This window comes from Novosphingobium sp. NDB2Meth1 (genome assembly GCF_900117425.1).
In the GTDB taxonomy this organism is placed as follows: Bacteria; Pseudomonadota; Alphaproteobacteria; order Sphingomonadales; family Sphingomonadaceae; genus Novosphingobium.
Window position 1 is genome coordinate 219822 of the sequence record NZ_FPEH01000011.1, and the last position, 24563, is coordinate 244384.

24 protein-coding genes are annotated in these 24563 nt (G+C 65.9%); 2 read left to right on the forward strand and 22 right to left on the reverse strand.

Features of this window, described 5'->3' with window-relative positions; all coding sequences use genetic code 11:
- Positions 1-152: 152 nt before the first annotated feature.
- From ccoG to ccoN, 5 genes are read right to left on the reverse strand one after another with little or no spacing between them, the layout of a single operon-like run.
- Positions 153-1610, reverse strand: coding sequence for a cytochrome c oxidase accessory protein CcoG (gene ccoG / locus NDB2M1_RS01395; RefSeq protein ID WP_072379997.1), 1458 nt, complete (start codon positions 1608-1610; stop codon positions 153-155).
- A gap of 26 nt (positions 1611-1636) precedes the next feature.
- The gene (ccoP, locus tag NDB2M1_RS01400; RefSeq protein ID WP_083554586.1) at positions 1637-2578 is read right to left on the reverse strand and encodes a cytochrome-c oxidase, cbb3-type subunit III; all 942 of its coding nucleotides are present in this window, start codon (positions 2576-2578) and stop codon (positions 1637-1639) included.
- Entirely contained in the window at positions 2568-2759 is a 192-nt protein-coding gene (locus NDB2M1_RS01405; RefSeq protein ID WP_054123047.1) for a cbb3-type cytochrome c oxidase subunit 3, read from the reverse strand. The genes ccoP and NDB2M1_RS01405 overlap by 11 nt, the downstream gene beginning before the upstream one ends.
- Entirely contained in the window at positions 2756-3505 is a 750-nt protein-coding gene (gene ccoO / locus NDB2M1_RS01410) for a cytochrome-c oxidase, cbb3-type subunit II (protein WP_072378928.1), read from the reverse strand. The genes NDB2M1_RS01405 and ccoO overlap by 4 nt, the downstream gene beginning before the upstream one ends.
- A gap of 24 nt (positions 3506-3529) precedes the next feature.
- Positions 3530-5173 (reverse strand): cytochrome-c oxidase, cbb3-type subunit I, encoded by a 1644-nt coding sequence (gene ccoN / locus NDB2M1_RS01415; protein ID WP_072378930.1) that lies wholly within the window; start codon positions 5171-5173, stop codon positions 3530-3532.
- A 255-nt stretch (positions 5174-5428) separates the two neighbouring features.
- Between ccoN and NDB2M1_RS01420 the strand changes: the two genes are divergently transcribed.
- Complete coding sequence (locus NDB2M1_RS01420; RefSeq protein ID WP_072378932.1) at positions 5429-6115, forward strand: OmpW/AlkL family protein; 687 nt, start codon at positions 5429-5431, stop codon at positions 6113-6115.
- A 134-nt stretch (positions 6116-6249) separates the two neighbouring features.
- Here NDB2M1_RS01420 and NDB2M1_RS01425 read toward each other — a convergent pair whose 3' ends face one another.
- The 7 genes from NDB2M1_RS01425 to NDB2M1_RS01455 form a co-directional block, all read right to left on the reverse strand.
- The gene (locus tag NDB2M1_RS01425; RefSeq protein WP_072378934.1) at positions 6250-6945 is read right to left on the reverse strand and encodes a Crp/Fnr family transcriptional regulator; all 696 of its coding nucleotides are present in this window, start codon (positions 6943-6945) and stop codon (positions 6250-6252) included.
- Positions 6946-7210: 265 nt separating this feature from the next.
- On the reverse strand, positions 7211-7696 hold the full coding sequence (locus NDB2M1_RS01430) for a flavin reductase family protein (RefSeq protein WP_054123052.1): 486 nt from the start codon (positions 7694-7696) through the stop codon (positions 7211-7213).
- Positions 7697-7729: 33 nt separating this feature from the next.
- The gene (locus NDB2M1_RS01435) at positions 7730-8464 is read right to left on the reverse strand and encodes a 3'(2'),5'-bisphosphate nucleotidase CysQ (RefSeq protein ID WP_072378937.1); all 735 of its coding nucleotides are present in this window, start codon (positions 8462-8464) and stop codon (positions 7730-7732) included.
- Between the two features lie 17 nt (positions 8465-8481).
- Positions 8482-10407 carry a sulfate adenylyltransferase subunit CysN gene (cysN, locus tag NDB2M1_RS01440; RefSeq protein WP_054123054.1) on the reverse strand — a complete coding sequence of 642 codons (1926 nt, stop codon included), beginning with the start codon at positions 10405-10407 and terminating at the stop codon, positions 8482-8484.
- Positions 10407-11336 carry a sulfate adenylyltransferase subunit CysD gene (gene cysD / locus NDB2M1_RS01445; protein ID WP_072378939.1) on the reverse strand — a complete coding sequence of 310 codons (930 nt, stop codon included), beginning with the start codon at positions 11334-11336 and terminating at the stop codon, positions 10407-10409. Before cysD ends, cysN begins: the two co-directional genes overlap by 1 nt.
- A gap of 134 nt (positions 11337-11470) precedes the next feature.
- Positions 11471-12409: an NAD(P)-dependent alcohol dehydrogenase gene (locus tag NDB2M1_RS01450; RefSeq protein WP_072378941.1), complete on the reverse strand. Its 939-nt coding sequence runs from the start codon at positions 12407-12409 to the stop codon at positions 11471-11473.
- The gene (locus NDB2M1_RS01455; RefSeq protein ID WP_072378943.1) at positions 12406-12909 is read right to left on the reverse strand and encodes a hypothetical protein; all 504 of its coding nucleotides are present in this window, start codon (positions 12907-12909) and stop codon (positions 12406-12408) included. The genes NDB2M1_RS01450 and NDB2M1_RS01455 overlap by 4 nt, the downstream gene beginning before the upstream one ends.
- A gap of 107 nt (positions 12910-13016) precedes the next feature.
- Between NDB2M1_RS01455 and NDB2M1_RS01460 the strand changes: the two genes are divergently transcribed.
- Positions 13017-13931, forward strand: coding sequence for a LysR family transcriptional regulator (locus NDB2M1_RS01460; RefSeq protein ID WP_072378945.1), 915 nt, complete (start codon positions 13017-13019; stop codon positions 13929-13931).
- Between the two features lie 3 nt (positions 13932-13934).
- On the opposite strand, the gene NDB2M1_RS01465 is transcribed toward NDB2M1_RS01460, so the two are convergent.
- From NDB2M1_RS01465 to NDB2M1_RS01510, 10 genes are all read right to left on the reverse strand, one after another.
- Positions 13935-14843, reverse strand: coding sequence for a CmcJ/NvfI family oxidoreductase (locus NDB2M1_RS01465; protein WP_072378947.1), 909 nt, complete (start codon positions 14841-14843; stop codon positions 13935-13937).
- A gap of 32 nt (positions 14844-14875) precedes the next feature.
- A complete protein-coding gene (locus NDB2M1_RS01470) occupies positions 14876-16168 on the reverse strand; it encodes an MFS transporter (protein WP_072378949.1) in 1293 nt (430 codons plus the stop codon).
- A 40-nt stretch (positions 16169-16208) separates the two neighbouring features.
- The gene (locus tag NDB2M1_RS01475) at positions 16209-16499 is read right to left on the reverse strand and encodes a DUF1330 domain-containing protein (protein WP_072378951.1); all 291 of its coding nucleotides are present in this window, start codon (positions 16497-16499) and stop codon (positions 16209-16211) included.
- Positions 16500-16566: 67 nt separating this feature from the next.
- A complete protein-coding gene (locus NDB2M1_RS01480) occupies positions 16567-17385 on the reverse strand; it encodes an SDR family NAD(P)-dependent oxidoreductase (protein ID WP_072378953.1) in 819 nt (272 codons plus the stop codon).
- 57 nt (positions 17386-17442) lie between these two features.
- Positions 17443-18714 carry an MFS transporter gene (locus NDB2M1_RS01485; protein ID WP_083554587.1) on the reverse strand — a complete coding sequence of 424 codons (1272 nt, stop codon included), beginning with the start codon at positions 18712-18714 and terminating at the stop codon, positions 17443-17445.
- An 8-nt stretch (positions 18715-18722) separates the two neighbouring features.
- Entirely contained in the window at positions 18723-19073 is a 351-nt protein-coding gene (locus tag NDB2M1_RS01490) for a nuclear transport factor 2 family protein (protein WP_054123061.1), read from the reverse strand.
- The gene (locus tag NDB2M1_RS01495; protein ID WP_072378957.1) at positions 19070-20656 is read right to left on the reverse strand and encodes a GMC family oxidoreductase; all 1587 of its coding nucleotides are present in this window, start codon (positions 20654-20656) and stop codon (positions 19070-19072) included. The genes NDB2M1_RS01490 and NDB2M1_RS01495 overlap by 4 nt, the downstream gene beginning before the upstream one ends.
- Entirely contained in the window at positions 20653-21774 is a 1122-nt protein-coding gene (locus tag NDB2M1_RS01500; RefSeq protein WP_216233921.1) for a M14 family metallopeptidase, read from the reverse strand. Before NDB2M1_RS01500 ends, NDB2M1_RS01495 begins: the two co-directional genes overlap by 4 nt.
- Positions 21771-22787 (reverse strand): helix-turn-helix transcriptional regulator, encoded by a 1017-nt coding sequence (locus NDB2M1_RS01505; protein ID WP_072378961.1) that lies wholly within the window; start codon positions 22785-22787, stop codon positions 21771-21773. The genes NDB2M1_RS01500 and NDB2M1_RS01505 overlap by 4 nt, the downstream gene beginning before the upstream one ends.
- 55 nt (positions 22788-22842) lie before the next feature.
- Complete coding sequence (locus NDB2M1_RS01510) at positions 22843-24336, reverse strand: aldehyde dehydrogenase family protein (RefSeq protein WP_072378963.1); 1494 nt, start codon at positions 24334-24336, stop codon at positions 22843-22845.
- Between the last annotated feature and the right edge of the window lie 227 nt (positions 24337-24563).

The following is a 24563-nucleotide window of genomic DNA, read 5'->3' on the forward strand; positions in this document are numbered from 1 at the left end:
AATCTCCAAATCCAAAGCCGTTCGTGTCGAGCCCCTCGTCAAGCTCGGGATGAACTTCGGGTCGAAGACCCGAAGTCGAGACACCGCACGCCGCGCCCGGTGTCTCGACTTCGCTCGACACGAACGGGTGTGGGTGTGGCGGGCGTAGGCCATCACTCGTGTTCCTCTGCCTCATGCGCACCTTCCGGCGCCGCAAAGTGCGTCTCGCGGCGCGGCGTGCTGCCTTCGCCATCCAGCGGTGTCGCGGTCAGCGTAAAGTCCTGCGAATGTGCCTGCTCAGCGGGCACCACGGCATAGAGCCGCACCTTGGCGGTGCTGTCTGCCGGGACCGGCACGTCGATGCTTGCGCGGGCGGCGTGGCGGTCCATCTCGTCGGTGTAGAGCGCAGCACCGGGCAGCCCTTCGGCTGCTATACGCAAGGTGCGCGGGCGGTCTTCCATGTTGCGCAGCGCCAGCGTGAAGGCATTGCGCACTGCGCCGCCTGAAAGCTGCACGAACTCCGGATTGCGCTCGCGCGCGACCGACAGCGTCAGCCGCTCGCGCGCGCCGAGCATGAACAGCAGTGCAAGGCCGATCCCGCCCCACACCGCGAAGTAGGCGATGAGGCGCGGGCGCAGCAGCACCTTCGCCACCGGCCGCGCGGGCTCGCCCTTGATCTCGCGCTCGGCATCGATGAGCGTGCAGTAGTCGATGAGGCCCCGCGCACGGCCCACCGAGGCCATCGCCCGGTCGCAGGCATCGACACACAGCGCGCAGGTGATACAGCCGATCTGCGGCCCCTCGCGGATGTCGATCCCGGTCGGGCAGACCGCCACGCACTGCCGGCAATCAATGCAATCACCGATAGGTGTGGCCGCTCCGCGCGCTTCCTTGAGCGACCCGCGCGGCTCGCCCCTCCAGTGCTTGTACGTGACGGTCAGCGAATTCTCGTCCAGCATGGCGGTCTGGATGCGCGGCCAGGGACACATGTAGATGCACACCTGCTCGCGCATGAAGCCGCCGAGCCAGAAGGTGGTGAAGGTGAGAATGCCCGTCGAGGCATAGGCGACGGGCGCCGCGGTGCCGGTCCAGAACTCGCGCTGCAGCGTCGGCGCATCGGCAAAGTAGAAGATCCACGCGCCGCCCGTCACGAAGGCGATGCCAAGGTAGACGCCCCACTTGAACATCCGCCGCACGAACTTGGCAGGATTCCACGGCGCGGCATTGAGCCGCAGCTGCGCATTGCGGTCGCCATCGATCAGGCGGTCGACATGCTGGTAGAGATCGGTCCACACCGTCTGCGGGCAGGCATAGCCGCACCAGGCCCGGCCCACCGCGCTCGTGACGAGGAACAGCCCGATCCCCGCCATGATCAGCATTCCGGCGACGAAGTAGAACTCCTGCGGCCAGATCTCGATATCGAACATGTAGAACCGGCGGTGCGCCAGATCGACAAGCACCGCCTGCTCGGGGGCGTGCGGCCCCCGGTCCCAGCGGATCCACGGCGTGCCCCAGTAGACGGCGAGGCACACCGCCATGACGAACCATTTGAAGCGGCGGAACGGCCCGTCGATCTTCTTCGGGAATACCGCAGTCCGCTTGGCATAGAGCGGGGCCGCTGCTTCGGTCATGTTCGGATCCATCATGTTCATGGCGGTTACTGCGCCGCCCCCGCAGTCGGAGTTGCCGCAGGCGCCGCCGGTGCAGGCGCAGCTTCGCCGCCACCCAGCGAATGGACGTAGACCGCCAGCATCTTGATCGTCACCGGATCGAGACGACCGGTCCAGGCCGGCATCACGCCGGCATGGGCATTGGTCACGGTGCCCACCAGCGAGGCGCGATCACCGCCATAGAGCCAGATCTTGTCGCTGAGCTTCGGCGCGCCGACGCTGCGGTTCCCCTCGCCGTTCGCGCCGTGGCAGACCGCGCAGTTGTCTGCATAGATCTGCGCGCCGCGCCGCGAAGAGGCGCTCGCCGGGTCCTGCTTGCTCAGCACGCGGATATGGCTGACCACATCCTGCACTTGCGCAGGCGTGAGGATGCCATCCTTGCCGAAGCTCGGCATCAGGCTGCTGCGGGTGGCGTCATTGCCCGGCTGGCGGATGCCGTTCACCAGCGTCTGCTGGATCGCGCTCAGATCGCCGCCCCACAGCCAGTCGTCGTCGTTGAGGTTGGGATAGCCCTTCGCGCCCGCTGCGCCCGCGCCGTGGCACTGTACGCAGTTCACCTTGAACGCCGCATGCCCGCCTTCGATCGCGGCGCGCTGCAAGGCCGGATCGGCGGCCAGCGCCTCGATGGGAGTAGCCGCGATGGCATCGCGCACGCCCTGATGCTCGGCCTTCTCATGCGCGACTTCGTCGGCCAGCACGCCGCGGCTCGACCAGCCGAGCGTGCCCGCGCTCGCCGAATGGAGCATCGGGATCGCCGGATAGAGCACAACGTAGACCAGCGCGAAAACGACCGTCGCGTAGAAGGTCCAGAGCCACCAGCGCGGCAGCGGCGTATCGAGCTCCTCGATCCCGTCCCACTCATGGCCGACCTTGGCCGTGCCCGTGGCGTGATCGATCACCTTTGCGTGGTGTGTGCTGTCATGCGTCATTGGAGTCATCCTCGAAGATCGAGAGCGCCGCATCGCGGCTCGCCGCGCGTCCGCCCGGGCGGAACGGCCAGAGGCAGAGGCCCACGAAGACCAGCGCCATGATCGCCAGCCCGTAGCTGTCGGCCAGATGCCGCAGCAGGTCGTAGGTCGAATGGGTGGAGAGCTGGAGGAAGGCGTTCACCGGCCCTTCTCCTTGGCCAGATGTTCCTGCGCCGCCGGGGCGTTCACATCGACCATCGTGCCCAGCACCTGAAGATAGGCGACAAGCGCATCCATCTCGGTCAGGCGCTTGGGATCGCCGTCGAAGTCGCGCGCCGTCGCGCCGGGGTAGCGCTTGAGGAATGCCGCGTGATCGGCATCGGGATCGGCCTGCGCCTTGAGGTCGTCGTTGGCGGCGGCAATTTCGTCCTTGGTATAGGGCACGCCCACCCGCTCCAGCGTCTGCAGTGCAGGCACCATGTCGCCTTGATCGAGCGGCTGATCCTTGAGGAATCCGTAAGTTGGCATGATCGATTCCGGCACGACCGAACGCGGGTCGGTCAGGTGCTGGACATGCCATTCATCCGAATACTTGCCGCCAACGCGGGCAAGGTCCGGCCCCGTGCGCTTGGAGCCCCACTGGAACGGATGGTCGTACATCGATTCCGCCGCGAGGCTGTAGTGCCCATAGCGCTCCACCTCATCGCGGAAGGGGCGGATCATCTGGCTGTGGCAGACGTAGCAGCCCTCACGGACGTAGATGTCGCGCCCAGCCTGCTCGAGCGGAGTATAGGGGCGCATCCCCTGCACTTTCTCGATCGTGTTATCGATCCAGAACAGCGGCGCGATCTCGACGATCCCGCCCACCGTGACCGCCGCGAAGGCGAGGACGCCCAAGAGGGTGACGTTGCGTTCCAGCTTGCGGTGGCGTTCCATGAAAGTTGCCATGTCGGTATCTCCTGGTCGGCCGGGTCAGATGGCGAGCGGGGGGGCGAGCGGCACGTCGCGCGCGGGATCGAAGGCTGCCGAATGCAGCGGCTGCTCGTCGCGGTAGTGGCCGAGGATCGTGCGGGTGATGTTGGTGGCCATCACCGCCGCACCGGAGAGGTAGAGCAGCCCGCCAAAGACGCGCAGCACGTACATCGGGTGGAGCGCGGCGACGGTGTCGGCGAAGGAGTTCACCAGGTAGCCGTCCGGCCCGTATTCGCGCCACATCAACCCTTGCGTGATCCCCGCCACCCACATCGCGGCGGTGTAGAAAACGATCCCCAGCGTCGCGAGCCAGAAGTGCCAGTTGACCATGCGCAGCGAGTAGAGGCGTTCCCGGCCCCACAGGCGCGGCGCAAGGTAGTAGAGGCAGCTGAAGGTGATCATGCCGTTCCAGCCCAGCGCGCCCGAGTGCACGTGGCCGATGGTCCAGTCGGTGTAGTGGCTGAGCGAGTTGACCGACTTGATGCTCATCATCGGACCCTCGAAGGTGCTCATGCCGTAGAAGGCGAGCGCGAGGACCATCATGCGCAGGATCGGATCGGTGCGGATCTTGTCCCAGGCGCCGTTGAGCGTCATCAGGCCGTTGATCATGCCGCCCCAGCTCGGCATCCACAGCATGACCGAGAAGACCATGCCCAGCGTCTGTGCCCAGTCGGGCAGCGCGGTGTAGTGGAGGTGGTGCGGACCCGCCCAGATGTAGAGGAAGATCAGCGCCCAGAAGTGGATGATCGACAGCCGGTAGGAATAGACCGGGCGTTCGGCCTGCTTCGGCACGAAGTAGTACATCATCGCGAGGAAGCCGGCGGTGAGGAAGAAGCCGACCGCGTTATGGCCGTACCACCACTGGACGAGCGCGCCCTGCACCCCGCCGAACAGCGGATAGCTGCGCGATCCGAACCAGCTCACCGGCACGTTCACGTTGTTGACGAGGTGGAGCATCGCCACTGTCAGGATGAACGAGAGGTAGAACCAGTTGGCGACGTAGATGTGCGGCTCGGAGCGCTTCAGCAGCGTACCGACGAAGACCGCGAGATAGGCGACCCAGACCACGGTGAGCCACAAGTCAACGTACCATTCCGGTTCAGCATACTCCTTGCCCTGGCTGATCCCCATGAGGTAGCCGGTGGCCGCGAGCACGATGAAAAGCTGGTATCCCCAGAACACGAACGTCGCGAGCCCGGGCAGAGCAAGCCGTGTGCGGCAGGTGCGCTGGACCACGTAGAACGATGTCGCGATGAGGGCATTGCCGCCGAACGCGAAGATCACCGCGGAGGTGTGCAGCGGCCTCAGGCGTCCGAAATTGATCCACTGCAGCCCGAGATTCATCTGCGGGAAGGCCATCTCGAGCGCGATGTAGAGCCCCGCCAGGAACCCCGCCATGCCCCAGAACACCGTCGCGATCACGCCGAGGCGGATCAGGTCGTCGTCATAACGCCCTGTATCAACTGGGCGAATCGCCGCAGCCGGATCCCAGCCCCGCACCGTGACGACAAGACCGATGAGCGCGGCAGCTGCGCAGATCATCATATGGACGGCAAAACCGATATCGGCCGCCAGTGCGGTGGCGATCACCGCGAAGAACAACGCAGCCAACCATAGGCCAGTGCGCGGGAGAACGGAGTCCATGGACCTTCCCTTCGAACCAAGAAGCTGGACTGTCCCTGCCCCGCCTTCGCCCCCGCAACATTGACCCGTGTCAATTTCTGCGAAGCTGTTTCGCAAGGAGCGGGATTCTATTTGCCATAACGGTTATTCTTTCTTGTCGCGATTTGCGCTCCGTCAATGTTGCGGGTGCGTCCTCCCGGCATTGAGACGGTGTGCTGCGGCCTTCAAGCCGTCCTGCGAGGGGCAGGACATCCGCAGCTGAAGGAGCCCCAGCTCATGAAGACTCTCCACGCTGCCGCTACGCTCGCAGCACTCGCTTCCACCGCCCTTGTCGCAGCACCTGCCCATGCGGGATCGACTGAGGGCAAGTGGCAGATCAAGGTGCTCGGCTCGGCCGTGCTGCCTGATGGCAAGATCAGCCGGATCGACAAGGACCTCATTGGCCTGCCCGCCGGATCGCAGACCAAGGCGAGCGACAACGGCGTGCCGACGCTCGCGGTCGAGTACTTCTTCACGAAGAACGTCTCGGCCGAAACGATCTGCTGCACCAGCGCGCACCATGTCACCGGCGCCGGTCCGCTCGCCGGCGCGGCCATTGTCGACCACGCGATCCTCATCCCCGCCACCTTGACGCTCAAGTATCACCTGCCGCTGCCCGGCGGGATCAAGCCTTACGTCGGCGTCGGCCCGTCGCTCTACCTGTGGCTGGGTGAACGCCCCGGTGCGGCCGCCGCCTCGCTCGGCGCGGCGCGCGTGCACTTGTCCAACGAAGTCGGCGTCGCGGTCCAGGGCGGTGTCGATATCGCGCTGGGCAAGAAGGGCTTCGGCCTCAGCCTCGATGCCAAGAAGTACTGGATGGGCACGACCGCCCGCTTCTACACCGCAGGCGGTGTCGAGGCGCTGACCACGCGCCACAAGATCGACGCCTGGATCCTCAGCGCAGGCGTCTCCTACCGCTTCTGAACCGATTGCACGGCCGACGCGGATAGCCTCCGACCTTACCCGCGCGGCAGGGCATACCTCCCTACCCATGGGAGGGGCGGCGGGTGGCGAGCAGGGCTTCGGCCTCGCTCACCGCCCGCCGAATTTTTCAGTGATCAGCCCGCGAGCGCCTGCAGGGCAGCCCGGTCAAGAATCTCGACATCGCGCCGTCCGGGCAGGGCGACGACGCCGTCGGCCTTGAGCCTGGTGAACTGGCGGCTCACCGTCTCGATGGTCAGGCCCAAAAGGTCCGCCACCTGCTGGCGCGAGAAGGGCAGCGTGAACTGCCGCGCCGGACCGGTGTGGGCCATGCAGCCGTTGTCCGCGAGGCGCTCGGACATATCGAGCAGGAAGGTGGCGATCTTCTCCGGCGCGCTCTTGCGGCCGAGCAGCATCATCCATGCGCGGGTGCGGTCGAGCTCGGCCAGCGTGCGTTCGAGCAGCTTGTGCTCGAGCTCGGGGTGCTCGCGGGCGAAGCGGTCGAAATCATTGCGGGCGAACACGCAGACCCGCGCATCGGTGAGAGCGACGACGCTCGCGGCGCTCGTCTGGCCGAACGGGCGGCCGATGAAATCGGAAGGATAGGCGACGCCGACGATCTGCTCGCGGCCATCGGCGGTGCTGGTGGTAAGCTTGAGGACGCCTTCGATCACGTTGGCGACGAGCAGCGAGTCGTCGTCCTCCCAGATCAGCGGTTCACCGGCGGAAACGGAGCGGCGGCGGCCCATGGCGCTGAGCGCCGTAATCTCGGGGTGCTCGAGACCGGCACAAATGGCCCGATTGCGGACTATGCAAGTATCACAGGCGCTCATCCATTCCGGTTCTACCAGCCGGAGAGGTCTGCGGCAATCGTGCATCCGTCTAGCTACCTAAAAACATGACGAAAAGTGGGCGGCAAGGGATGCTCGCCGCCCGAAGTCGGGGAGAAATCGGCGGAAGGGGGAATGACAGCCCAAGAACCCGGGCGGGTCCTTCCGCGCCCCATCCTTGTGGCAGAGTCGCCGGGCGCGATCCTTGACCGAGATCAAACTGGAATCTTGACTACAAATAAATCTACCCGTGGGTAGCCTTGGCCGATCAATCGGCGAGCAGCGCGAGATCGTGATACTGCCCGCGGAAGAACAGCAGCGGGTTGCCCGCGCCTTCCTTGCCCAGCGCTTCCACGGCGCCCACGACGAGCCAGTGATCGCCCACTTCGGTCACACGCTCGATCGTGCAGTCGATCCACGCGATGGCGTTGTCGAGTACCGGCAGGCCCGCCGGGCTGAGCCCATGCGCAAGTTCGGCGAACTTGTCTTCCGCGCGCGCAGCAAACCGGCGGCACAGCGAGAGCTGATCGGCCCCCAACACGTTGACGCAGAAACGCCCCGTTGCCGCGATCTTGGGCCAGGTGCCGGAGCGCTTGTCGGGGAAAAAACCAACCAGCGGCGGATCGAGCGAGATCGAGGTGAACGAGCCAACGACAAGGCCGAAGCGCTCGCCCGATTCTGCCAGCGCGGTCACCACGCAGACCCCGGTCGGGTAGGCTCCAAGCACATCACGGAACTGGCGGGGATCGATCATCGCACCTCCCCGTGCTTGCAAACCAGATGCCGGTCAAGCCTCGATTGCCGTGACGGCACCAAGGACTCGCCTTGCCCATTCCTGACGGCAAATCAGGAGGTCCGGCAGGTAGGTATCGCGGTTGTTGTAGACGAGCGGTGAGCCGTCGATCCGCGAGACGTGCAGCCCGGCGGCGGCAGCCACCGCCACCGGCGCGCAGTTGTCCCATTCGTATTGCCCGCCCGAATGGAGGTAGATCTCCGCCTCCCCGCGCACGACTGCCATGGCCTTTGCGCCCGCCGAGCCCATTGGCACGAGCTGGCCGCCGAGCATCTTCGCGACCTCGACCGCTTCATGCGCCGGTCGGGTGCGGCTGACCAGCAGGCGCGGCTTCTCGGCCATCGGCGGCAAGGGCTGCGGCGCGCCGCTATCAAGCACGAGATCGAGCCCCGGCAGTGCCACTGCGCCCAGCGTGGCGACACCGTCCACCGCAAGGCCGACATGCACGGCCCAGTCGCTGCGGCCTTCGCCATACTCGCGCGTGCCATCGAGCGGATCGATGATCCAGACGCGCGACTTGCCGAGGCGCTCGGGGGTATCCTGCGTTTCCTCCGACAAGACGCCGTCATCCGGCCGGTGCGCCGCGACTTCGGCCATCAACCAGGTATTCGCGCGGAGATCCCCTTCGGCGCCGAGGGCCTTGCCTTCGTGCGTGTCGGCCCCGCGCAGGTCCATCAGGATGCGCGCGGCGCCCGCCGCCAGATGCCGCGCCAGTTCGATATCGTCCATCAAGACCCCTGCACTCGTCAGATGATCGGCATCCAGTCGCCGATGATCAGCGCCACGATCCGTTCCGCCGCCTCTTCGGGGGTTTCGCGCATCGTGTCCACGCGGATTTCAGGGTTTTCCGGCGCTTCATACGGGCTGTCGATCCCGGTGAAGTTCTTGAGCTGGCCAGAACGCGCCTTCTTGTAGAGCCCCTTCACGTCGCGCCGCTCGGCTTCTTCCAGCGGGGTATCGACGAAGACCTCGAAGAACTCGCCGTCTGCCAGCAGGCCGCGCACCATGTCACGCTCGGCGCGGAACGGGCTGATGAAGGCGGTCAGCACGATAAGCCCCGCGTCGGTCATCAGCTTGGCCACCTCGCCCACGCGGCGGATGTTCTCGATGCGGTCGGCCTCGGTGAAGCCCAGATCCTTGTTGAGTCCGTGGCGCACATTGTCGCCGTCGAGCAGGAACGTGTGCTTGCCCAGCGCATGGAGCTTCTTCTCGACGAGGTTGGCGATGGTCGACTTGCCCGAGCCCGAAAGCCCGGTGAACCACAGCACCGCCGGGCTCTGGCCCTTGAGCCGCGCATGAGCAGCCCGCGAGACATCAAGCGCCTGCCAGTGCACGTTCTGCGCGCGGCGCAAGCTGAAGCTCAGCATGCCCGCCGCGACTGTCGCGTTGCTGATCTTGTCGATCAGGATGAAGCCGCCGAGCGTCCGGCTCTCGCCATAGGGTTCGAACACGATTGCGCGGTCGGTGGTGATCTCGGCAATGCCGATCGCGTTGAGTTCGAGCGTCTTGGCGGCAAGGCGCTCCAAGGTGTTGACGTTGATCGTGCACTTGGGCTGCGAAACCGTGACCGAAACGGTCTGGCTGGCGAGCTTCAGCCAATAGGCGCGGCCCGGCACCAGCGCTTCGTCGGCCATCCACACGAGGTTCGCCTCGAACTGGTCGGCCACTTGCGGCGGCGCGTCGGCAGCGGCGATCACGTCACCGCGCGAGCAATCGATCTCGTCCGCAAGGCAGAGCGTGACGGACTGGCCTGCGACCGCTTCCTCCAGATCGCCATCCAGCGTGACTATGCGCGTCACCGTGCTGGTCTTGCCCGAAGGCAGCACGCGCACGGCATCGCCCTTGCGCACGGTGCCGTTCGAGATGAGGCCCGAAAAGCCCCGGAAATCAAGGTTCGGGCGGTTGACCCACTGCACCGGCAAGCGGAACACGCCCGCCGCTTCGGCCGCCGTGTTCACGTCCACCGCTTCCAGATGGCCCATCAACGTCGGGCCCGAGTACCACGGCGTGTTTGCGCTGGGCGCGGTGATATTGTCGCCCTTGAAGCCCGAGATCGGCATAGCGGTGAACGCCTCGATCCCGATGCTGGCGGCAAACGCGGCATAGTCGGCAACGATCGCGTCGTACTTCGCCTGATCATAGCCGATCAGGTCCATCTTGTTCACCGCGAGCACGATGTGGCGGATGCCGATGAGGTGCGCGAGATAGCTGTGGCGGCGCGTCTGCGTGAGCACGCCCTTGCGCGCGTCGATTAGGATCACGGCAAGATCGGCGGTGGAAGCGCCGGTCACCATGTTGCGCGTATACTGTTCGTGTCCCGGGCAATCCGCGACGATGAACTTGCGCTTCTCGGTGCTGAAGAAGCGGTAGGCGACGTCGATGGTAATGCCCTGCTCGCGTTCCGCCGCGAGGCCGTCGACCAGCAGTGCGAAGTCGATCTCGCCGCCCTGCGTGCCGACCTTCTTGCTGTCATTCTCGAGCGCTGCGAGCTGATCCTCGAAGATCATCTTCGAATCGTAGAGCAACCGCCCGATCAGCGTGGACTTTCCATCATCCACGCTGCCGCAGGTGATGAAGCGCAGCATCGACTTGTGCTGGTGCAGGTTGAGGTAGGCCTCGATGTCCTCGGCAATCAGGGCCTCGGTCTGGTAGATCACGTCCGCACCCGACATCAGAAGTACCCCTGCTGCTTCTTGACTTCCATGCCCGCTCCGCCGGCATCCTTGTCGATCACCCGGCCCTGCCGTTCGCTGGTGGTGGTCAGCAGCGTTTCCTGGATCACTTCGCTCAGCGTCGTCGCGTTGCTCGCCACCGCACCTGTCAGTGGGAAGCAGCCCAAGGTGCGGAAGCGGATCGAACGTTCCGTGATTTGAGGCTTGTAGCCCAGAACCTTCTCGAGCCGCGGCAGATCGTCGGCCATGAACAGGCCGCCTTCCCACTCGAAGGTCGGCCGCACCGCCGCGTAGTAGAGCGGCACGATCGGCACGTCGTTGAGGCGGATGTATTGCCAGATGTCGAGCTCGGTCCAGTTCGAGATCGGGAACACGCGGATGCTCTCGCCCTTGTTCTTGCGGGCATTGTAGATGTTCCACAGCTCCGGGCGCTGGTTCTTCGGGTCCCAGCCATGCGAGGCCGTGCGGAAGCTGAAAATGCGCTCCTTGGCGCGGCTCTTCTCCTCGTCGCGCCGCGCACCGCCGAAGGCGGCATCGAAGCCCCATTTGTCGAGCGCCTGCTTGAGCCCTTCGGTCTTCCACATGTCGGTGTGGAGAGGGCCGTGGTCGAACGGATTGATCCCGCGCGCCTTGGCTTCCTCGTTCTGGTGGACGAGCAGTTCCATGCCGCTCTCCTTCGCCATCCGTTCGCGCAGTTCGTACATCGCCTGGAACTTCCACGTCGTATCGACATGGAGCAGCGGGAACGGCGGCGGGCTGGGGTAGAACGCCTTGCGCGCAAGGTGCAGCATCACCGCGCTGTCCTTGCCGACCGAGTAGAGCATCACCGGATTGGTCGCCTCGGCCACCACTTCGCGCATGATGTGGATCGCCTCGGCCTCGAGCCGCTGGATGTGAGTCAGGGTGGATTTGCTGACGGGATCGGACATGGCGTGCCTCATGGATTGTGGCAGCGCACATGGCCTCTCATTCGGATCGGCAAAGCTCCCATATGGGAGCACGCCGGGATGGCATTCCTTTCGTCCGCTCAATGCGAGCTTTAATGGCCCGTCCGCCGCGAGGATCAGCTGGTGACGACAACCTTGCCGATCACTCCGCCGCGCTCGACCATGGCGTAGGCCTCGCGCGTTGCATCAAAGGGGAAGCTGGCGGCCAGGTCCGGCTCCAGCGCACCGGTTGCCGCCAGGTCTGCCAGCAGCTTGAGATCCGCGCGCCGCACCGCCGCCGCCAGCGCCATGTGTTTCTTCCGGCGAAACAGGTTGCCCAGCTTCGAGCCGATGAACAGCGGGATCGTCGGCGAAGGTTCGACCAGTCGCCCGTCAGGCTTCAGCAAGGCACGACCGAGCGCGAAGGGAAACTTGCCCGAAAAATTGAGGATCACGTCGAAGCGCAGCCCCTTCGGCAAACCGGGGCCATTGCGATAGTCGACAACCCGGTCCGCACCGAGCCGCCGCGCCGTGTCCAGTCCGGAACTGCCGACTGCCGTGACTTCAGCACCGGTCCGCTTGGCGAGTTGCACCGCGAAGAGCCCGACCGGCCCGGTCGCGCCATGGATCAGCACCGACTGCCCGGCCTTGAGCAGCCCCAGATCGCGCAGCGATTGCAGCGCGGCGAGGCCCGCGATCGGCAGGGCAGCGGCGACATCAGGCGCGAGACCGTCCGGGATCGGGCAGAGGTTCAGGGCACTCAACGCGATCCGCTCGGCAAAGGCGCCGCCCTTGAACGGATCGGCCGCGCCGAACACCCGGTCGCCCACCTTGAAACCTTCGGCGCCCGGGCCCACGGCAATCACCTCGCCGGCAAGATCGGCACCGGGCACCTTGGGGAAGCGCTTGTTCACCAGCAGGCCCATCGTGCCGCTGCGCACGCGGATATCGATCAGGTTGATCGAGCGGGCCTGCACCGCGACGACGACCTCACCCTTGCCGGGGACCGGGTCCGGCAGCTCGCTTGCGTGCAGCACATCGCCGCCGCCGAACCGGTCGTAGGAGAATGCCTTCATGCGCGGCGCTCCTTTCTTGTCAGCAGCGCGCCGAAGATGGCGAGATGGCTCACCAGCCAGGCGGGGAGCAGCACGGTGATCACCAGCCAGCCGAGCGGGCCGAGAATGTTGGCATCGTGAATTGCAGGCGTCACGCGCGCGGCCGCGTTGAGGTAGTCGAGCATGCCGACAACGTTGAACACCCACGCGAAGCCAATCCGCGCCGACGATCCGGTCTGGACAAGTGCAAAGGCGATCAGCGCCAGCGCCGCGACCAGCACGTCGCCCGCCATGATCTGGAAAAGATAGCCCTCGCTGAAGCCCGCAGGAGCAAGGTTGAATACCCCCGGCAGCATCGCGGTAAGCCCGAAATAGCGCAGGAAATGAACCGGGATCAGCGCCTTAAGGTGCGCGTCGCGGCCCGCAGCCACAAGGCGCGGGTAGAGCGACCAGTACAGTATCGCAAAGCCTGCCAGAGCAAACGTGTAGCCGACGAGATGGAAGTAAGCCTTGGGCTCCATGGGATGCCTTTCGCTGCCGCTGTTTGCGTCATCAGCAGCGATACAAGGCTGGCTCGAACCGGATCAACCCGGTACATTCGCGCAATATTGACCCGGATTTGCGAACAATGCTCCACCTGCCCGATGTCGAAGTCTTCCTCGAAATCGTGAACGCCGGCAGCTTCACCGGCGCCGCCCGCGCGCTCAAATCACCCAAATCTTCGGTCGCGCGGCAGCTCGCCCGGCTCGAGGCGGCGCTCGGTACGCCGCTACTCGATCGGTCCACCCGCAGCGTGACGCTGACCGCGCAGGGGCGGACCTTCGTGCCCCATGCCCGCCGCTTGCTCGACGATGCGGTGGAAGCCGAAACCGCGCTGCGTGCCGATGGCAAGGGGCCGAGCGGGCTGCTGACGATTGCCACCACCGGGCTGGTCGGGCGGCGCTTCATCGTGCCGGGTCTGCCGCAGTTCCGCGCGCGCCATCCGCAAGTCCGCGTGGCGCTGTGGCTCGGCGCGCAACAACATGCGCTGGGGTCCGGCCCAGGCGAAGCGGACATCGCGATCCGCCTCCGCACCGTCGCCTCGCCCGAAGTCGGCAACCGCAAGCTGGGCGAAATCGCCTTCGCGATGGTCGCCTCCCCCGGCTACCTCGCCCGCGCCGGCATGCCGGAAGAGCCCGAGGACCTCGCCGCCCACGCCATGCTGGAACTGGGTCCGGCCGGAAAGCACAACCGCCTCGTCCTCAATGGCCCCGAGCGCGCCGCGACGGTGACGTATGCCCCGCCGATCCAGATCGACGATCCGGAAGCCGTGCGCCTCGCCGCGCTCGCCGGTTGCGGCATAGCCGTACTGCCGCGCTTTCTTGTGGCGGAGGATGTCCGCGCGGGGCGGCTCGCGCTGCTGCTCGATGCATGGCGGCAAGCACCCATCCCGATCCACGTGCTGTTCCGCACCCACGTAGCCCCGCCGCCAAGAGTGCGCGCCTATGTCGATTTCCTGTTCGAGACGCTCGGGACCACCCAGCCCTGGGCCGTCGACCTCTAGCGCCTATTCGAAGAACGCCACCCCGCGCACTTCGATGCTTTCGCGGATCTTCGTGTCCGGCAGGCTGGTGTCGTGGAACGCGGTATGCGGGCAGCGCCAGGTGACGGAATGGGCGCTGTCCTGAAACTTGAACAGCAGCACGTCGTCCGCCTCCATGTTGGCGAAGTACCACCAGCGGTGCTGAGGCCGATAGCGGAAGATCGTCGCGGCGATCATTTGGTCCTCGCCATCGACCGGCGCAGTCAGTGCATCGCCGACCGGGAATTCATCCACCACGAACAGCGTGTTGGAGGCCGTCTCGGCATCGCCGACCGTGCGCCCGTCACACACCGCCAGCGGCCAATCCTGCGGGCCCGGTGAGAAGGTGCGCCACAGCGAGAAGCAGATGTAGCGCTGGTAGCCCGGCCCATCCGGAAACGCCTGCCCGTAGACCCGCGCCGCCGCGCGCTTGCCGGTCAGCTCGTTGTAATCGACATGCGCCTCGCCCGCCGGGGGCTGGATGCCGCCCGAATGGACGTAGCCCGCAACCTTCTCCTGGGCGCGCGCCGACAGGTCGCCCGAAGTGCGGATCATCCAGCCTTGCGTCGCCACCTTGTCCGCACCGGTCAGCCGCGCCACGAGCGCTTCGACTTCGCGCTGATACCCGGCATCGACGGCGGCTTTGTCATGGAAATCGACTATCGCGCTTTGATGCCGGGCTATCGCGAAGCCATGCACATCGAGGCTGAAATGATCCCGGATAGGCATCCCGTCGCGCACCTCGACGGGATAGTCGCGGTAATCGCCGGTGTTCATCTCGACACCCTGACTGACATAGCGCCGGGTGAAGTACTCGCCTTCATCCAGATAGCGGATCAGTGCCGGAGCTTTGCGCGCCGTATCTTCGATATCCAGCGCCGCTTGCGTTGCCATGGCCTTCTTCCGCTTATTGTTAGGCAAGCGAACTATATCGGTTGCGGCGCGGCTGTCCAGCTTTGGCGGGGTGCGGTTTCGGGAATGCGCCAGAGCACCGGCAGGATCGCCAGCGCGACCACGGCAATCATGGCACCGGGGACTGCGGGCCAATGCGTCCCCTCCAGCAGCACTTGCGCCACCAGCGGGGTGAGCCCGCCGAAAATCGCGGTCGCGCTCGTCACGCCCAGCGCAAGGCCGGAGAGACGCGCCTGCCCGGAAAACTGTTCGGCGGTCGCCACCGCACCGACCGCGCTCCACGCGCCGCCCAGCGCCGCCAGCAGTACCGCGCCGACAAGCGCCGGCCATATCCCGCCGTGTGCCATCAGCGAAAACAGGGTGATCGGCCCGACCGCGCAGGCAAGCGCAATGCCGATCAGCACCGGCCGCCGCCCGATCTGATCGGAAAGCGCGCCCACCAGCGGCGTCACCGCGATGACAACGAAAGCCGCCACGGTCGACAGCGTCAGTGCTGCCCCCTCGCCCACTGCCCCCACCGAGCCAAGGAACGTCGGCACATAAGTGATGCCGACGTAGTAGCTGATCGACCCCAGCGCGGAGATCGCAAAGCCCCGGATGATGCCGATGCGTTCATGGACCATGGCATGGCGCAGCGGGGCCGTGGGCACCGTCCCCGCCGCCTTGTGGCGTTCAAACTCGGGCGATTCGTCCATGTTCGCCCGCGCCAGCAGCACCCCGCCCGCCAGCAGCGCGCCAAAAAAGAAGGGAATGCGCCAGCCCCATGCATCGAGCCCTGCGGCGGGCAGCGCCCAGGCCGTCAGCGCCGCCACCCCGACCGCGAGGAGCGCGCCCACTTCGCTCGCTGCCGAGGCGCAACTGGTGATGAGACCGCGCCGGTTTGGCCCCGCGCCCTCGATCAAATAAGCGACCACGCCGGTATATTCGCCGCCCACCGCGAAGGCCATCACGCAGCGCAGCGCAAGCAGCAGGAAGCCCGCCGCCGGGCCGATCTGCGCGTGCGTCGGCAACAGGGCGCAGCCCAGCATCGCGGCGGTCATCATGGCCATCGAGAGCAGCATGGCGCGCCGCCGCCCGTGCCGGTCGCCATAGTGCCCCATCGCCAGCGCACCCAAGGGCCGCATCAGGTAGGATATCGCGAAACCCGCCAGTACCGCCACCAGCGAGCCGTCGCCGCCGCCGAACATCACCCGCGAAAGGATCGTCGCGACATAGATGTAGAGCGTGAAATCGTACCACTCGACGACAGTCGAGAAGCCCGCGATCAGCATCGAGCGGTGCGAAATAGTCTGATGGGCGGGCGCCATCAGGCCATCATGCCTTAAGCAGCCCGCCTTGCAACCGGATTCAGCCGACCCCTTCGGTCACCATCACGCGGTACGTCGCGCCCTTGAGGCGGTGCACCTTGGCGTCCTGATAGGCCGGGCTGTTGTACCAGGCCTTGGCCGCATCGATGTCGGGGAACTCGATGATCACGAGGCCTTCGGCGGCCGGGCCTTCCCACGTCTCGTTGGGGCCATAGAAAGCCAGCGGCTTTAGCGGATGCCCGGCGATCGAGGCGCCTGCCTTGACATTGTACTGGTCAAGCTCCGCCTGATCGTTCACGCCATCCTTGATGAAAACTACATAGGCCGTCATGCGGTCATCCCTCTCCGGTTTGGTTTGTTCACCCATCTAGGGGCACATTTCCACGCGGTGCAAGGCTTCAGGTGGCCGACCAGCCCGCATCGATCACGAGGCTGGAGCCGGTCACCACCCGCGCGGCCTCGCTCGCCAGATAGAGCACCGAGGCGGCGGTCTGCTCGGGCTGGATCGGCTCCTTCACATGCGCGACGCTGAGGTACTGCTCGTAGACCTGTTCCTGCGTCAGCCCGGCACGAGCGGCGATCTCGCTGGCGGTATGTTCGACCATCGGCGTGGGCAGGAACCCGGGGCATACCGCGTTGACGGTGATGCCGTGAGCGCCAAGCTCAGCCGCCATCGTCTTGGTGATGCCGATCATGGCATGCTTGGTCGCGCAGTAGTGGCCGAAGCCGGGCGTGCCGATCATGCCCGCCACCGAGGCGATATTGATGATCCGCCCGCCCGCGCCGCCCGAAATCATGATGGGCACAACCGCGCGGCTCATCCGCCAGCCGCCCGTCAGGTTGACCGCCAGCGTCGTCTCGAAAGTCTCGTCGTCGAGCAGGTGCATCGGCGCATTGCCGGTGAGGATACCCGCGTTGTTGACGAGGATATCGATCCGCCCAAACTCTGCCTGCACGCGGCCCACGAACGCATCGATCTCGGCCTGCCGGCGGATATCGCAGACAGCATACAGCGCACGCACGCCGAGCGCTTCGATCTCCCGCGCAACGGCATCGAGCGCACCGCCAAGCGGGTAGCCGACGCTCGGCATGGTTGCCTCGCCCACATCACAGATCGCCACGTCCGCGCCGGCTCCAGCCAGTGCCAGCGCCATCGCCCGGCCCTGCCCGCGCGCGGCGCCGGTCACGATCGCCACTTTGCCTGAAAGCTCACCCATGCCCGTCAACTCCCCCTCGTCAGGCGCGCAGCATGCCGCGCTAACCGCGGGGCCTCATCAGGCGAAAGTGATAGGTTTGCGGCTCCGGGCGAGCGCGGCGAGCGAAAGCGCGAAGATCGCGACGGGCAGATAGCACCCCACCACGCGCCCCGGGCTCATCAGCCCGCCCGCAACATGGGGCTTGAGCACATCGTAGACGATCAGCCCCGCCCCGGAGCCGAACGCCGCGCCCAGTTTGCTCGAAAGGTTGTAGAGCGCCATGAACTCGCCCATCCGGTCGCGCCCGCTTGCGGCAAGATCGGCGGCGGCAAATTCGGCGACATAGGCGGGGGTGAGGACCAGCAGCGTGCTGACATAGATCCCTGCCGCCAGCGCCAGCACATAGGTCGCAGGCTGCGCGGGCGGCATCGCGGCGAAGGCAAGCAGGCCGACGACGAAGACGATCACGCCGCCCACCAGCACGGTGTAGGTCCCCGCCCGCCGCGCGACACGGATGGTCAGCGGCACCGTGGCAAGACAGATCACGTATTGCAGCAGCACGAAGGGCAGGAACGCGCCTTTGAGGCCGTATTCCTCCTCGATCAGGATCAGCACCACCGCGTTGTAGCTGCCCGCCGCGAAGTTCATCAGCAGGATCGAGGAAATCGCGGCAAGCACCGGCATCGAGCGCAGCGCGCCCCATAGCGGCTCGGCATTGGTAACCTCCGCTTCGCCTGCCGCACGTTCAGGCACGAAGAGCAGCGCGGCGATCAGGGTCAGCGCGAGCAGCACGGTCGCCGCGATGCCCAGCACCCAGATCGCATGCGCGGCGGTTGAAGTGCCCGGCGCCTGCGGCACGATCAGCGGCAACAGGCCCGCCATCAGCGCGCCCACGACGGTGCCGGATTCGCGCCAGGCCGACATGCGCCGCCGCCCCGCCTCGTCACCGCCAAGGTCCTGCCCCCACGAGAGATGCGGGATCTGCACCACCGTCCATGCGATGTAGTAGAGCGAGACGGCCACCGCGAAATAGATCACCCCCGGCCGGACAGGCGGGAACGAGACCATGATCGAGGCCGCCAGCAGCAATGGCGCGCCGACGAGAATCCAGGGCTTGCGCCGCCCCATCCGCCAGCGCGTCCGGTCCGACCAGCGACCGACGAAGATATCGAGCATGGCATCAAGGATGCGCACGACAAGGAAAACGGTCCCAACCGCGCCGAGCCCGATACCGAGTTCCTCACCGTAGTAAGGCCCGACATAGATCACGATCGGCAGGCTGAGGATCGAAAGCGGCACCGAAAGGCTGGAGAAAGCCAAAGTGCGGGCGAGCGAGAGGGGCCTCGTCATCGAATGGCTCACCCCTGCCCGAACCACACGCGGCGGATCAGGCCGCCACCGGTCTCGTAGATCGCGATCACCCGGCGCACTTGCGGCGCAGTCCCGGTCAGCCGCTCCAGATCGATCACGAAGCGCCCCAGCACGATACGCTGCTCGATGTCGGCATGGACCTGCGGGCTCTCGGCAAAGCGGCGGATATATCGGTCACGGAAGGCCGCCATGCCCCGCAGGGGCGGCGCATCGTCCCCCAGCAGCGCCACTTCGATATCGGCGTCATAATGCACGCAAAACGCGTCGATATCGTGCGCATTATAGGCCTGCAATTGCCCCTCGACGAGCGCGACCGGATCGGCCTCCGCGCCGCTCACGCGGCGAACTCGCTCGCGGCCTTCTCGCCGACCATCAGCGCGACAGCGTGGGTATTGCCGCTGACATGGGCAGGCAGGATCGAGGTATCGACCACCTTAAGCCCCTGTACTCCGCGGACATCCAGCGCGGGATCGACCACCGCCTTGGCGTCGCTCCCCATGCGGCAAGTGCCGACCGGGTGATAGAGCGGCGCCGCGCGCTCGCGAACGAAGGCTTCCATCTCGCCGTCATCGGCGGGCGGTGGATCGACAAAACCGCGCATGTGCTGTGCAAACGGCTCGGTGGTGAGCAGTTTTTCGATCAGCCGCACCCCCTTGATCAGCGTCGCCACATCGCGCTCAGCCTCAAGGAAGCGCGGCTCGATCAGCGGCGGCACGCCGGCGAGATGCGAACGCAGCCGGAGCCTGCCGGAGCTTTCAGGGTGGTTCACGCTCGGCGCCATCAGCACCATCCGCTCACGCGGGAGCACCACGCGGCCCATCTCATCCTGACCGAACGCAAAGGGCGAGAAGTGGAATTGCAGGTCAGCCCGGCCAAACGGATCATCGATATGGTGGAAGCCCACGGCCTGCGCCGTCGCCGCTGCGGCCGGCCCCTTCCCTGCGAACCACTGCAGCAACGCACGTGCCATGCCGAGCCGCGATCCGTGCTGGTTGACCGTCGGCCGATCGACCCGGAACGGCATCATCACCCCGGCGTGTTCGCGCAAGTTGCGGCCGACGTCCGGCAGATCAACCACCGGTTCGATCCCCAAAGCCCGCAGTTTTTCGGCAGGCCCCAACCCGGAGCGCAGCAGCAGCGTGGGCGAGGCGATCGCGCCCGAGCAGACCACCACCTTGCGCCGCGCCATGACCCGCTGCAGCACGCCGTTGCGGCGCATCTCGACGCCGACCACGCGCTTGCCATCAAACAGCAGCCGTTCAGCCTCGGCGTTCGTGAACAGCCGCACTTTGGGCGACTTCAGATGGGGCACAAGAAACACGTCGAAGGGATTGACCCTCCGCCCTTTTCGCTGGTTCGCCTGCACCCGGCCAAAGCCCAGTTGCGAGGCGCCGTTGTAGTCGTCCGTCGTGCCGAAGCCGGCGGCGCGCGAAGCATGGATCAGCGTCTGGGTGAGTTCGTATTCGTAGGGCGGCACTTCGATCGGGAGCGGACCAAAGGTGCCGCGATGCTGATCAGGCTCGTGCCAGCGCTCCAGATTGCGGAAGTGCGGGAGGACGCTGCGATAGCCCCACCCGGTCGCACCGAGCTTGTCCCACGCATCATAGTCCGCCGGATTGCCACGCACGAAAATCGTGCCGTTGATCAGGCTGCTGCCCCCCGGCCCTTTGCCGCGCGGCCAGATGTCCTTGCGATTGCCGCGCGTGGGGTCGGGCTCGGTCTCGAAGCTCCAGTCGTACTCGGACCGGCCAAGCGTGCGGAAAACGGCAGCGGGGATAGTGCTGACCTTGGGCCACTGCCGATCCCCGGCCTCGATGATGGCGAGGCTGTGCTGGCCACTTTCAGCAAGCCTTCCGGCAAAGACGCTGCCGGAACTGCCGAGCCCGACCACCACGACATCGGCCTCGTACTGCGGGATCATGCGGGCGAACCCAGGAACGCCAGTGCCTGCCGGATCGCCAGCGCGGACTGGCCGACAACCATGGCCCGCCACACGTCGTCATCGCCGACAAAGGCATCGCGAAGCTGCGCGGTGATCATCTGCCCCTCAGGCGAGAGCGGATCGCCGCGCGCATGGAGCCAGTTGTCCGCAATCAGGGCGTGGAGCACCACATCGAACGGCCGCGTGCCATATTCCATCGCCATCGTGGTCACTTCCGCGTGGGACAGCACATTCGCCGCAGCGGCGAGTCCATCGCCGCCAACTTTGGCAGACGAGGAGGCCCCGTCCACGACCGAAAGAATTCCCGCTCCGAACGCCGCCACTGTGCGCGCATAGGCGGCGCTGCCCTTGGGCACCGGCACGAGCTGCTCGGCCATCCCGCGCGGCCCCAGGCCGGAATGGTAGTCGATGATCGCCACTCGCTGCGCTGCTGCCAGCTTCTCGCGGTAAATCGCCGTCAGGGTCATCCGCGACCATGTCGGCTCCGTCCCGCCGTGGAAGATCCCGTCGGCATGGCTGTATTGCCCTGCCGTCAGCGCCTGCCGCAGCGCTGCCTCGCCATTTTCGGCAGCGTAGTCCGCGAGCGCCTTCGCGATCTCGGCAGAGGTCCCGGTGGTCCAGGTGTCCGGCATCAGCGCAGGATGCAGCGCGCGATAGCCAGCGTTGTCGGGAAGCGGGCCGCCGAAATCGACCCAGTTGCGGTTGAGATCGACGTTCGCCGCATCGACCCTGCGCTGCCAGGCAAAGCCGTGCGGATTGACGCCGTGGACGAGCATGACCGCCACGCCCGGCGGCAAAACCTGCGCTGCGCCGCTATCAAGCCAAGCGATCTGCGCGCCCGATCCGCAAAAACCTTCGACCCCATGCGTTCCCGCAAGCAGCACCAGCACGGCTGGGGCATCGGCGGGACCGATCCACGCGACATCGGTCGCAAGCAGCAGCCCGTCGGGCCCGCGCTCGGGATGGCTGATGCTTTCGATGGCAGCCCCTGCCGCCGTGGCGGTGCCGAGAAACCGGCAGCGAGCCGCCTGATAATCGGGCCTGAAGTAGCGCGAAAGGTCCATACTGGCAGCGATAACTCGGCCCGGACCGCTCAACTTTTGACGATGGCCGAAAGGCCTGTGCAATCACCCTTCCGGCACAGCCGCGCCTCACGCGGGGAGAAGCCGAAGGTGCGTTTGAAGGCGGTCGCGAAGTTGCTGGCATGTTCATAGCCCGCATCGAACGCGATCTGGGTAATCGACCGGTCGCTCGTCTGGAGCAGACGCAGCGCGTGGTCCATCCGCAGCTGCTGGCGATAGCCGAACACGGTGGTGCCGGTCACGCGGCGGAACTGCTCGGTCATCTGAGATTCGTTCCACGCGACCATGCGGCTGAGGCGCGTGATGCTGGTGGTGCTGAAGGGATCGGCCTGCAGGATTTCGCACAGCTCGCGCACCTTGGCGAGATCGCGCGGACGGATCATTGTGCTGTTATCGCCATGCTCGGCAATCCGGGTCAGCGCGGCGCAGAGCACTTCCATCGCCTTGGCCTGCACCATCATCGTGCGCATCGCGCCATTATAAGGCGGCTGCAGAATATCACCCACCATGGTGTGGAGCGCCGCCGGCAGCGGCAGCACGTCGCAATGGAAGTCGAGATCGCGCCCGTCGATGAAATCCCGGATCGGCCGCGGCATGCGCAGTTCGGCGTCATCCGCCAGTTGGGCAAGGAAAGGCTGGCTGCACACGAAGGTAATCGCGGATTCGCGCGACTGCATGAGATGCTGTTCGAACTTCACCGAATTGCGCGGTTGAACGAGATATGACATCGTGCCCGCGTCCGCTTGGGCCTCGTGCCCCCGTCCGTCGCTGATAATCGAGTGCCCCTCAATCTTGAAGTGCAGCTTGAAGGCGTCGCCCCCGTTGAACGTCGCGCGCTGCTGAACAAGGTATTCTGCACATCCGGCGATGAGCGAAAATCCAGGACGGATCTCGTGATACTCGTCCCAGCCGCGCACGGATGCGTCGTCATAGACCGCACGCGGGCGCGACGCCATCGACAGGATATCGCCCGCCGTCACCCATGAGGCCGGGGAATTGCCGATCGAGGTGCCGAGATCTTGCGTCATGACCTCCCCTGAATTGCCTGCGGTCCCTCCGTAGGGCTCCTAACTTGCAATATGCTTATATTGTAAACTCGATTCCTTTGATTCTGCAATAGGAACGTAAGCCGGCCATGCCGCCGGCCACGCCGAAGCCGGACGCGCCGAACGGCTCGGCCGAAATCGCCATGCCGCTGCCCTCGCCGCCGGGCACGCCGGACCGCACCGAGATCCGCCCCGATGTCAGCCCGCGCCCCATGCGCACCGCGCGCGCAAGGTCCCTGGTCCAGACGCTGGCGGCAAGTCCGTATTCGCTTGCGTTGGCGAGGTGCAGCGCCTGCTCCTCGGTTTCGAACGCCATCACGGCCAACACCGGCCCGAACACCTCCTCGCGCGCAATCGCCATCCTGGGCGAGACGCCGGTCAGGATAACGGGCGCCACGGCGAAGCCCGGATCCTCGCGCGGAGCCCATGGCGTCGCGGTCCGTGCCTGCTGACCCAGCGCCTGTTCGACATAGGCGCAGACCTTGCGGTACTGGCCCTCGAAGGCGACGGCGCCGTAGCTTGTCGCCGGATCAAGCGGATTGCCCGGAACATAGGTCTTGGCCGCGTCGACGAGCGCCGCGACCACTTCATCATAGAGCGAGGCATGGACGAGCAGGCGCGAACGCGCGACGCACCACTGCCCGACATTCCAGAACACTTCATGCGCCATGACCGGCGCGATGTCGGCAATACTCCCCGCCATATCCGGAAACACGATCTGCGGCGATTTTCCGCCCAGTTCCATGTGCGACGGCGTGCCGTTCAATGCAGCAAGCCCCATCACCGCGCGTCCGGTCCGCGTGCTGCCGGTGAAGTCGATGAGGTCGATCCCCGGGTGTGCGGCGAGCGCTGCGCCGGTGACGGGTCCCGTGCCTGTCACCACATTGAGCACGCCTTCGGGCAGCCCTGCCTCCAGCGCGACTTCGGCAAGGGCCAGTGCCGAGAGGCCGGCGATTTCCGAAGGCTTGAGCACCACCGAGTTGCCCGCCGCCAAGGCGGGTGCCGCCTTGAGCGCAGCGTTGATGATCGGGAAGTTCCACGGCACGATCCCCGCCACCACCCCGCGCGGCTCGATCAGGCTGAGGCCGAGTGTGGCCGCATCGGACGGCGCCACATCGCCATAAAGCTTGTCGAGCGCCTCGCCGTAGTGCCGGAAGAACAAGGCAGCAATGCTCACCTGAGCTACCGCTTCGCTGATCGGCTTGCCCATTTCGAGGCTGTCGAGCAGCCCGATTTCCTGCGCCCGTGCTTCCAGTCGATCAGCGATCGCGAAAAGCATGGCCTTGCGCGCGCCCGGCCCCTGCCCGCGCCAGCGTTCATCGGCAAAGCTGGCGCGCGCGGCCTGGACTGCGGCATCGACGGTCTGCGCATCGGCCGAGACCAGCTGGAAGAGGGCCCGACGGTTGGCAGGGTTGACCACGTCGAGCGGCGCGGCATCTCCGTTTGTGACCCGCGTGCCACTGATCAGCGATCGCGCATCGGGCCGCAACGCTTCGGCAGCCAAAGTCCAGTCCTGCAGCGTTCGGTTCATCTCATCACCCCCGGTGGGAATTGCGACGCGCCTCCGTCTCGAGGCCGATGGTTTGCAAATGTCGCGCCTCCAGACTTGTGCGATGGCCCGTAGGACTTTTGCGCAAGCACCAGCCGTGCCGCCCGAACCTGTGTTTTGCAAAGAAAGTTCGGTCCCGCGGAAAAGTATGCGCGCCCGACATCTCCAATGATCTGTCCGTCAGAAAGGGGCGAATGCCCGCCATGAGG